Consider the following 10,168-nt stretch of genomic DNA (forward strand, 5'->3'; position numbering starts at 1 on the left):
ACACGTTACAGCTCGACCTTAAACCCTACACAAGAGTGGCGTAAGACATACTCCGGTATGCAGCCGTGTTGACGGTGTAGATAAACCCAGAGAATCACTGATTGTCGCAGGTTTTTAGTAGCGGTAAACACCCCACAAAGGTAATTTCCCAGTGGCTTCAGTTCCAAAGCCATGTCTTCAAAAAACTCAGCCAGCTTATAAAGCAGACTACCCAGACCGGGCAGTGATTCAACGTCCCTGTGATGGGAACGACCCCTGATGGGTTGCGGCAGGTTTTCAGTATCTGACTGCTGCGGCCTTCCGGTTGACTGTCCTTGTACTCTCATAAACGATACCTTCCTATTCGTTTTTATCTCTATCTGATTTTAGAATCATTGAGTGGGGTTAGGGCTGTCTCCCGTTAGTTCAGGTAACCAACTGGTTATCAATTGGCAGGTTGGACTTTAAAATAGCTCAGCTGTAAAGGTGAGCGGTTAACCAGTCGAAGCGTGCCGTTTAACAGACTGACAGCTCTGTCCTTAAGTCTTGCTACTACAAACTCTTTTCTGGCTCTGAGATCAACCAGTCGATCATAGTTGTCTGTCAGGGCTTTAGATCTGTGGGGTTTTCTATCACCTCTGGCAAGCGACGCACCCAGCCCGTTGGCACATTTCAAGCCATTGTTCAGGGAACGGAAGTAGGGCAGTGCTGTGGCACAGTCGCCAACCAGATACACGGGCTTGTCCTGGCTGGTAACCGCAGTGACTTTTTTGGACTGAAAATACATCAGGGCATAGGGAGTGGCTTCTACGCTGCCTTCCACGTTGACTTCGCCGTTACGGTGTTTCAGCTCTTGCCAGGTTCTGATCTTTTTCGACAGGCTCTCGGGCAAGTCAGTCAGATTGGCCGGGTGGCTGAGATTGAACCCTTTGCCATCCTTGTACAGGGCATCGTATTCGTCCTGATTAACGAAAAAGTCCAGGGTGATGGTTCTTGTACCATTGTCTTTTAATGGGCCAATGTGCTCATCAACAGGGGAACCAAACAGTTTACTGACTGGGTAGTAATGCTTCATCCAGCTAAGCCAGGTACTTTTCAATCGTTTGGTGTTGCCTTTGACCTGATAACGAACTCTGGCTCGATATTGAATCTCGCGACGCATGGAGAATTCTTCGTTTTTGTCTTCTCTGCCAAAGGCTTTAAGATCCACTGCTTCACCCTTTTCCAGTGACTGGCTCTGTAAGGCTTTTCTCATTTTGGAGTGGGCACCGTCAGCACCCACCAGTTGATCGTAGTGGATGACGGTTTTATCTTTCAGGGTGATGCTGTCCGGACCAATTTCAGTCACTTCTGCACCGTTATTATTGACTTTGATTCCCAGGTCTTTGGCGATACCCAGCAATTGCTCTTCCAATACGTTACAGCCAATGCGACCGTGCAAGTGCTCAAATTTCATCTTCAGAAACTTTAGGCCAAGGTTCATTTTGGCACCTTTGAAACTGTCGAGATCGACACGAACTGTGTGCTTTCGAGTGTAATTGGAATGTTTGTCAAACATCTGGATGTCGGCATCCGGGTTGTTCAGTTTGTGCTGAATGGCAGCCCACAAGCCAATGGGGCCAGCTCCGACAAAGACGGTTTTGATTTTTCTCTGTTCAAGATTCTTTTCAGGGCAATGAAAATACTCAGCCGCTTCACAGGCCAGATATTTTAATGCAGAACAGGACCAGGTGATCAGGCGAACGGGAAACCAGCCAATATGACCCGTGTTTCGAGATGAACTTAATCCATCCTGAGTGTTGGTTGGCATTGTTATGCCCTTTTCAACGGTGAGCACTGGGTCTGTTGTCAGCATCCTTGTGATCCTTTAATAAATTTAATCAGTTCAATGTAAGACACAGAACAGTAGAGAGGATTCCCTGGGCAGTACCCGACCATAGTCGATGAGACTTAGTGATTACTTGACTCAATTACTTGGAGTTCAGCTCATTGTTTCCGGTTTTGATCTACGCTGTATGGTGCCTTAAACGGCTCTTCCTGATCGGTTCTCTGTGACAGTGGAATTCATTCATGAAATCCAGTTGTACTGTTTTTTTGTCAAAATGGCTGACCATTCTGTTAGCACTTTTTCTGTTGCTGGGTTGCAGCATGCAGTCCTCACCCATTCTTTATCCGAAAGGACCTGTAGCGGAAATTGAGCGGGATCTGCTCTTTTTGGCTTCTGTCATCATGCTTTTTACCTTGTTACCGGTATACCTGATTACTTTCTGGTCTTGCTGGCGTTATCGGGCTAATGGTAAAGGGGCTTATCGCCCGGACTGGCATCATTCCATTTTAGTTGAATTGTTTATCTGGACCGGGCCTCTGGTGATTGTCGTGGTGATTGGAGTACTGGTCGTCATCTACACCTACCGGTTGGATCCTTATAAACCTCTGGCCAGTGATGTGAAGCCATTTAGAGTGCAGGCGGTTGCCCAGAACTGGAAATGGCTTTTTATCTACCCGGATCAGCAGGTAGCCGTGGTTAATGAGTTGGCCTTCCCCTCTGACAGACCTTTGAATATCGAGATTACTTCAGACACGGTCATGACTTCGTTCATGATTCCTGCTCTGGGCGGTCAGATTTATGCCATGGCGGGGATGACAACCCGTTTGAATCTCAAAGCCTATGGACCCGGAAGTTATACCGGACGAAACACCCAGTTCAGTGGTCGGGGCTTTCCCCATATGGTGTTTGAGGTTCAGTCCCTTTCTGAAATCGACTTTGATCAGTGGCTGAATAAAGTCAGAAGCGCCAATAATCGACTGGATGATGGGCGCTATCAAAAGCTGCTCAAGCCTGAGAAAAAACACCCTGTGGAGTACTACTCATGGGTTGAACCGAATCTGTTTAGTCGAATTATTGGCAAATACACCGGAGCAAACGGTGCTTTACCTTTGCAAAAACCCAGAAATCTGGAGTAAGCCATGTTGGGCAGACTGACAATAGATGCGCTGCCATTCTATAGCTGGGTAGCTATGGGAGGGGCTGTTGTTACCATAATGGCTGTGCTCCTGGTGGCTCTGGCAGTGACCTGGGCGGGTAAGTGGCGCTATTTATGGAAAGAGTGGCTGACCAGTGTTGATCACAAGCGGATCGGGGTGATGTATATCGTCCTTGCCCTGGTCATGCTGGTAAGAGGATTTATTGATGCCATTATGATGCGTGCCCAGCAAGCTATTGCTCTGAACAGTGAAGGGTATCTGCCACCGGAACATTTTGAACAGATTTTTACTTCTCACGGTACGATCATGATCTTTTTTATGGCCATGCCGTTTCTTACTGGCCTGATCAACGTGGTGGTTCCCCAGCAAATAGGGGCCAGGGATGTAGCCTTTCCCTTCATGAATTCAGTCAGCCTCTGGCTAACCGCTGCCGGTGCCGGGCTGATGGGTATATCACTGGTGATCGGGCGGTTCTCTACCGCTGGCTGGACTGGGTATCCACCTTATTCAGGTATTGGCTACAGCCCGGGAGTGGGAGTGGATTACTGGATCTGGGCGCTGCTGGTCAGTGGTGTTGGCAGTACCATGACCGGAATCAACTTCATTACTACGATTCTACGGTGCCGGGCCCCGGGTATGAATCTGATGAAGATGCCCTTGTTTGTCTGGACTTCATTCTGCACCAGTATCTTAATGGCTTTTGCTTTTCCTGCTCTGACCGTTGTGGCGGTGTTACTGGGACTGGACCGGACTCTGGGTATGCACTTTTTCACCAATGATCTGGGCGGCAATATGATGAACTTTGCCAACCTGATCTGGATCTGGGGGCATCCTGAAGTTTACATCCTGATTCTGCCCGCTTTTGGTGTCTTCTCTGAAGTGGTAGCCGTTTTCTCAAAAAAAAGGCTGTTTGGTTATCCTTCACTGGTTTATGCCACTATGGCTATTGGACTATTGTCGTTCACTGTCTGGCTTCACCACTTCTTTACTATGGGTTCAAGCCCCAACGTCAATGCCATATTTGGTATTGCCACAATGATTATTGCGGTACCTACCGGTGTCAAAATTTTTGACTGGCTCTTTACCATGGTCAGGGGGCGAATTGTTTTTCATTCCGCCATGCTATTCACCATCGGATTTATCATTACCTTTGTCATTGGTGGTATTACCGGGGTCTTGTTAGCGATTCCACCAGTCGATTACTTGATGCATAACACGACTTTTCTGGTGGCCCACTTCCATAACATGCTGATTCCCGGCGCACTGTTCGGGTATTTTGCAGGCGTTCAGTTCTGGTTCCCCAAGGCCTTTGGTTTCAAACTCAATGAGTTCTGGGGAAAGATGGTGTTCTATTGCTGGTTTGTTGGCTTCTATCTTGCCTTTATGCCGCTCTATGCACTGGGTTTTCTGGGTATGCCGAGAAGACTGGAGCAATACACGAATCCTGACTGGCAACCTTTTCTGCTGGTGGCTTTTGCAGGCTCATGCATAGTCTTAGTCGGTATTTTCAGCATCTTTATGCAGTTCTACGCCAGTATCAGGGATCGGAAGCAAAACGTTGATCTGACGGGGGATCCATGGGATGGCAGAACCCTGGAGTGGGCCACTTCCTCACCGGCAGCGCCTTATAATTTTGCCGTTGTACCAAAGGTTAACTCGGTGGATGCGTTTTGGGAGATGAAAAAGCAAGGTGTGGCTTATTCATTTCCTGATCAATACCAGCCCATCGTGATGCCAGCGAATACCGGGGCAGGGGTTCTGATTGGGTTATTCGGGTTTTTAGTGGGCTTTGCATTTGTCTGGTATATCTGGTGGCTGGCCATTTTGGCCATGACAGGGGTGGTCGCCGTAGTGATCGGTAGAAGTTGTAATGATCAGGGAGAGGAAGTCATTAGCGAAGAGATCATTAGAGACATTGAGAATAGAAGAAAGGTGGCCTTGATGGCTGATGGCCAGGTTTCAGTGACAGGAGCGTCTTCATGAATCGGGATATTCACCAGCAGATTTTGGCTGAACATCATGAGGAGTGTCTCGATAACCGGGCGTTTGGTTTTTGGCTCTATCTCATGACCGATGCCATTATTTTTGCACTGTTGTTTGCCACTTACGTCAGTATGTTCAGGAATACGGCGAATGGTCCGGAACCCATTGATTTTTTTGACCTCAAACATGTTTTTCTTGAAACAGCGTGTTTGTTGGTTTCCAGTGTGACGTTTGGTTTTGCCTACTTGGCAGCTTTGCAAAAAAGACGGTCGTCAGTGATGTTCTGGCTCATCGTAACCATCGTTTTTGGTGTCTCTTTTGTGTATCTGGAAGTGGTTGAATTCATCGAAATGATCCGTCAGGGAGCAGGACCTCAGGCCAGTGGTTATTTTTCGTCTTTTTTCACTCTTGTAGCTACCCACGGTGTTCATGTCAGTGTTGGCATGGCTGGAATCCTGATGATGGTTTTTCAGGTGCTGTGCAAAGGATTGACTCCACAGGTCTGTTCCAGATTGTTTCGCCTCGGGTTGTTCTGGCATTTTCTGGATATTGTCTGGATTGGGATCTTTTCTGTGGTTTATCTGCCGGTCTTTATATAGGAGGTATTTGTGCAAGCACACGAACACAGTCTCAAGGGTTATCTTACAGGACTTGTGCTGGCCGTTGTTCTTACCGTGATCCCTTTCTGGGTTGTATGGTCGTCAGCATTCTCCGCCAAAGTCCTGTTTGGCATCATTGCACTGTGTGCCCTGATTCAAGTTCTGGTGCATTTACGCTACTTTTTAAACATCAGCCTAAAGCACACAGGAAAAGATTATCTGGCGACACTATTTTTTGCCGGAGTTTTGATTTTTATCATGGTAGGTGGGACTATCTGGATACTTTTTGATCTTAATTTCAGAATGATGTGAAGGCAGGCTGTATGGAGGGAGCTATGACAAAACGGGTGTGTTTACTCGTTACCTTCGTTCATCACTCAGTTATCGGCTTACTTCTGGCAATGATCCTGATACTGATAAGTTCATCGGTTCATGCACTGACTATTAAGATTTCCCTCTCCAAAGGAGAAGTCACCCTTACCGATAAAGTCGCTGGGGTGACTCTGTCGTATTATAACCTTCTGGTGCCACACGGTAGTGATGAGGCCAGTTTCAAGTTGCCGTCATTAGACATGACTAACGATAGATTTTTGTATTCGACTGCTGAAGAGATTAAGTTCTTAGTCGACGGTGAGGAACTGCAGTGGCATGTTCATGATTTGGGCAGAAGATTGGCCTATCTGCTGGCCAGTGGTTGGCAGGCAGTTTTATATGATGAAAGCAGAACATTAGTGAGTCCTTCCAGGATATTTTATTATCTGGCAGCTGACTATGCTGGGGGAAAGCTATCGTTCAGAATCATCAGTGCAGAATTAAATTTGCACATGTCCAAGCTGAAGTCGGGTCATGTAGTCGGGTCATGTAGTTGGGTTGGGTCATTCTGCACAGGGTGGCGAAAGCTTCCAGTTTCAATTGTGGATGATCTATTTGTCAGGGAATAAGTATCTGGTTTTATTTCCGGGTATCGCGAAATTTTATGTCATGGATAAATCCGAGTTAGACAAATACGCGGAAGCTTTCTTGAGCAAGGGTTATCAATATAATCTGATCAGCTTTATTGGTTTGTCACCCCAGTGTGAGAGTGATGTACAGTGTGAGCTGAGTGGCTATCGGCTTCGGAATCAAAAGCAGTATTTGATGGATAGAAAGTCACTGATGCAAAAGTTCGGAGCCGATGAAATGCTTTCGGGCTATTTTAATCATCCATCCGCTTATGGTTCACCGACGGGCAGCTATATAAAATAAGCGTTGGCGGCAACCAATAATAAGGGGTGCCGCCAATGGAGTCAGGCTACAATCGCGTTATATTCTTTGACTTCCCTGGCATAAATAGCAAGTCCACCCAGTGAGGTTTCCCGGTATTTAGCCTGCAAATCCAGACCGGTGCGATACATGGTTTCAATGCAGCTATCCAGTGATACTGCGTGTGTACCATCACCACGCATAGCCAGACGAGCAGCAGTGATTGCTTTGATAGCCGCCATGCCATTTCTTTCGATACAAGGGATTTGCACCAGACCCGCGATAGGATCACAAGTCATACCCAGATGGTGTTCCATACCAATCTCGGCCGCATTTTCGACCTGTTCAATGGTTCCACCCTGTACGGCTACCAAAGCGGCTGCAGCCATGGAGCAGGCAGATCCCACTTCTGCCTGACAACCGGCTTCTGCTCCGGAAATGGAAGCATTCATCTTGATCAGTGATCCGATGGCAGCAGCTGTGGCAACAAAGTCACGGACGCCCTGGGTGTTATTTCTGGAGATGAAGCGAGTGTAATACGACAATACAGCCGGAATGACACCGGCAGCTCCATTGGTGGGTGCAGTCACTACACGACCACCACAGGCATTTTCTTCGTTAACCGACATGGCAAACAGTGTCACCCAGTCCATGATGGCAAAATGATCACTCAGCATGGTTTCGGGATTTGCCATCAGGTATTTGTGCATGTCGGCAGATCTGCGTTTAACACCGCTGACCGGCAGGTGACCTTCCTGGGACAGTCCGCGATCAATACAGGCTTTCATGACCGTCCAGATACTGTCGATTTTGCTGTGAACGGTGTTCAGGTCGCCTTGATGTCTGGCGACTTCATTAGCCATTGTCAGTTGGGCAATGGAGAGGTTGTTCTCACGACAAAGGTTTAGTAATTGCTCTGCTGATCGGAAGGGGTAGGGAATCTCAGCCTCATCGGAGCTCTTTTCAGTGTTGGCTGAGGCTTCTGGCTGGGAAAATTCTTCCAGTGTTTTTATGAAACCGCCACCAATGGAAAGATAGGTATTTTCATAAATCACTATACCGTCCCGATCCTTGGCCAGAATCTGCATGCCGTTGGGGTGTTCGGGAAGGCAGGTTTCATTGTTGAAAACCATCTGTGAATCGTAGTCGAAACTGACAGAATGCTGACCACCCAGTTTGATTTCCTGGTTCTGCTTGATGAGTGCAACAAGATTATCGGCTTCATCGGGGTCGACGGTATCAGGCTTAAAACCGGCAAGGCCCAGAAGGGTGGCTTTGTCAGTGCCGTGTCCATGGCCTGTTAATGCCAGTGAGCCATACAAATTAACTTTAACGGTTGCTGCTTTATCGATTCCGGCTTTTTCATGAAGTTCGGATACAAAACGTTGTCCTGCCCACATTGGGCCAACAGTGTGGGAACTGGAAGGACCAATACCAATCTTGAAAATGTCAAAAATACTCAGCATGCCGTAGTGTCAACTTTTGGTTATTGTCGTCTGGCTAGTGTGCTTCATAGCCAGACGTTTATCATTACGAATATGTACACAGCCCGCCGGGGGTAACCGATATTAGATGAGCTGTGAAACGATAAAGCCTGTTATGGCAATAATGCCCATGACCAATACAAACAGATTGGATCCGGACTGATACTTTTTCATGGCTGGAACGCGCTTCACCGCATACACAGGCAGGATGAAAAGAATACCGGCAATGATGGGTGATACGATGGCTTCGATTATACCCATCACACTGATGTCGAGATAGGCTGTTAGCCAGACAATCAGGGTAATAAAGACCATTATGCCACGATCAACGATTTTCTGATTGACTGGCATGGCTTTCTTTTTCAGCTGCATGTTGACCAGCCCGTTCAGACCTTCTCGTGTCCCCATATAATGACCAAAGAACGATGAGCTGATAGCAATCAGTGCCACCATCTGTGCCAGCCAGGCAAAGGCCATGTTGTCAGAGCGTTCGGCAAAAAAGCTCAGGATCGAAATGTTGGCTTGCTTGGCCTGCATGAGTTCACCAGGGCTCAGTGTCATAACGCAGCTGTAAACAAACATCATGGTGAAGCCAACCAGCATCAGAGTAGTGCGTTTGAGCGTTTTGCTGGCATTCGGCTCGGCCTGGTCACCCAGTTCTTTTCGGTAAGCTGTTGAGAATGAGGAAATGGCAGGGGAGTGATTGAATGCAAACACCAGAACCGGGATTGTCAGGAAAAGCGTTTTGGAGAAGTCCCCGGTAGAAGGCACTTCACTGAACTGTGCAGCTACATTCCATTCAGGTACCAGGAACAGCGACAGACCAATGAGCACAGCAATCAAGGGATAAACAATGGCAGAGGTGACTCTAAGAACCATTTGTTGTCCGAACGTCATCACACCAACTAACCCTGCAACCAGAACGAAACTCAGCAAGGCCCGGTTTGGAGCAGCCTCAAACCCCAGCTGATTAACCATCAGGCTGGAAACCGTATTGGTGATACCTATGCCGTAGATCATCAGGATAGGGAAAATGGCAGCAAAGTAACCAAAGGTGATCAGTAAGGCAGATTTATCACCAAAATGTTCCTGGACCGTTTCGGTAATATCGCTATTCGCTTTGGAAGAGGATAGGCAAAGTCGAGTCAGTCCCCGATGAGACAGGAAGGTCATGGGACCAATGAGCAGGGTCATGATAATCAGTGGCCAGATGCCACCAAGACCTGCATTGATAGGCAGGAAGAGCACGCCAGCCCCTACTGCAGTGCCAAACAATGTCAGTGACCAGTGGCTGTCTCTACGACTATTCTTTTGACTGGTAGATTCATTGGATTCAATTTTTTCAGGCCGGGTGATTATAGCTTCTTGCATATCGGCAACTTCGAGTGTGTGATAGAAAACGGCGCAGAATATACGGCGATTCGACTGGCTGAATATTGACCGAGAGCAAGAAATGTAATTTATTTGTTAAATAATCATTATTGATACCTATTTCTTTTGAATGGGGGATCAACTGAGTTGAATGATCGGCAAAGTTATACGCTCTATAGTTAATTTTTTTGTTTATGGAACCAGGTGTATCCGTCTATGGACTCGTTTGAAAGCAGGCAATATCTCCGTTCTATCGCTTTGAAAACTGAAAAAATCGAAGACGGTCGTCGGTATCCATTCTCCCTTGCGGCCGTCAATGGGCTGAGAGAAAAGCTTGCGCTTCATGAGTCGGTGACTTTCCTGGTCGGAGAAAATGGCAGTGGCAAGTCAACTTTACTGGACCTTAAGTCCCGCTTAACTTTGAGGTAATGAGCGAGCAGGCTGTACTTTTGGTAAGAGAGTACAGTTTTCATACACTTTGCAGTCTAATCTACAGCATCAGCTTGTGTTCATAATTGTTCCGCT

11 protein-coding genes are annotated in these 10,168 nt (G+C 47.2%); 7 read left to right on the forward strand and 4 right to left on the reverse strand.

Going from position 1 to position 10,168, the window contains the following annotated elements:
* Nucleotides 1-5: 5 nt before the first annotated feature.
* Both ACR2PX_RS16980 and ACR2PX_RS16985 read right to left on the reverse strand, forming a co-directional pair.
* Nucleotides 6-326, reverse strand: a complete 321-nt coding sequence (locus ACR2PX_RS16980) for a hypothetical protein (protein ID WP_434000547.1) — start codon at nt 324-326, stop codon at nt 6-8.
* Nucleotides 327-424: 98 nt separating this feature from the next.
* Nucleotides 425-1,834 (reverse strand): hypothetical protein, encoded by a 1,410-nt coding sequence (locus ACR2PX_RS16985; RefSeq protein WP_434000548.1) that lies wholly within the window; start codon nt 1,832-1,834, stop codon nt 425-427.
* 215 nt (nt 1,835-2,049) lie between these two features.
* On the opposite strand from ACR2PX_RS16985, the gene cyoA reads away from it, so the two are divergent.
* Genes cyoA through ACR2PX_RS17015 form a run of 6 tightly spaced genes read left to right on the forward strand, consistent with a single transcriptional unit; the run spans nt 2,050 to nt 6,791 of the window.
* Nucleotides 2,050-2,943 (forward strand): ubiquinol oxidase subunit II, encoded by an 894-nt coding sequence (gene cyoA, locus ACR2PX_RS16990; RefSeq protein WP_434000549.1) that lies wholly within the window; start codon nt 2,050-2,052, stop codon nt 2,941-2,943.
* A 3-nt stretch (nt 2,944-2,946) separates the two neighbouring features.
* The gene (locus tag ACR2PX_RS16995; RefSeq protein WP_434000550.1) at nt 2,947-4,947 is read left to right on the forward strand and encodes a cbb3-type cytochrome c oxidase subunit I; all 2,001 of its coding nucleotides are present in this window, start codon (nt 2,947-2,949) and stop codon (nt 4,945-4,947) included.
* Nucleotides 4,944-5,546, forward strand: coding sequence for a cytochrome (ubi)quinol oxidase subunit III (locus ACR2PX_RS17000; RefSeq protein ID WP_434000551.1), 603 nt, complete (start codon nt 4,944-4,946; stop codon nt 5,544-5,546). Before ACR2PX_RS16995 ends, ACR2PX_RS17000 begins: the two co-directional genes overlap by 4 nt.
* Before the next feature lie 9 nt (nt 5,547-5,555).
* Entirely contained in the window at nt 5,556-5,858 is a 303-nt protein-coding gene (gene cyoD, locus ACR2PX_RS17005) for a cytochrome o ubiquinol oxidase subunit IV (RefSeq protein WP_434000552.1), read from the forward strand.
* A gap of 11 nt (nt 5,859-5,869) precedes the next feature.
* A complete protein-coding gene (locus tag ACR2PX_RS17010) occupies nt 5,870-6,487 on the forward strand; it encodes a hypothetical protein (protein WP_434000553.1) in 618 nt (205 codons plus the stop codon).
* On the forward strand, nt 6,474-6,791 hold the full coding sequence (locus ACR2PX_RS17015) for a hypothetical protein (protein WP_434000554.1): 318 nt from the start codon (nt 6,474-6,476) through the stop codon (nt 6,789-6,791). The genes ACR2PX_RS17010 and ACR2PX_RS17015 overlap by 14 nt, the downstream gene beginning before the upstream one ends.
* Nucleotides 6,792-6,832: 41 nt before the next feature.
* Here ACR2PX_RS17015 and ACR2PX_RS17020 read toward each other — a convergent pair whose 3' ends face one another.
* Together ACR2PX_RS17020 and ACR2PX_RS17025 are read right to left on the reverse strand one after the other, a co-directional pair.
* Nucleotides 6,833-8,254 (reverse strand): L-serine ammonia-lyase, encoded by a 1,422-nt coding sequence (locus ACR2PX_RS17020; RefSeq protein ID WP_434000555.1) that lies wholly within the window; start codon nt 8,252-8,254, stop codon nt 6,833-6,835.
* A 102-nt stretch (nt 8,255-8,356) separates the two neighbouring features.
* Entirely contained in the window at nt 8,357-9,643 is a 1,287-nt protein-coding gene (locus ACR2PX_RS17025) for an amino acid permease (protein WP_434000556.1), read from the reverse strand.
* 216 nt (nt 9,644-9,859) lie between these two features.
* On the opposite strand from ACR2PX_RS17025, the gene ACR2PX_RS17030 reads away from it, so the two are divergent.
* On the forward strand, nt 9,860-10,072 hold the full coding sequence (locus tag ACR2PX_RS17030; protein ID WP_434000557.1) for a hypothetical protein: 213 nt from the start codon (nt 9,860-9,862) through the stop codon (nt 10,070-10,072).
* Nucleotides 10,073-10,168: the final 96 nt, after the last annotated feature.

Source organism: Endozoicomonas sp. (assembly GCF_051008435.1).
Classification (GTDB): domain Bacteria; phylum Pseudomonadota; class Gammaproteobacteria; order Pseudomonadales; family Endozoicomonadaceae; genus Endozoicomonas_A.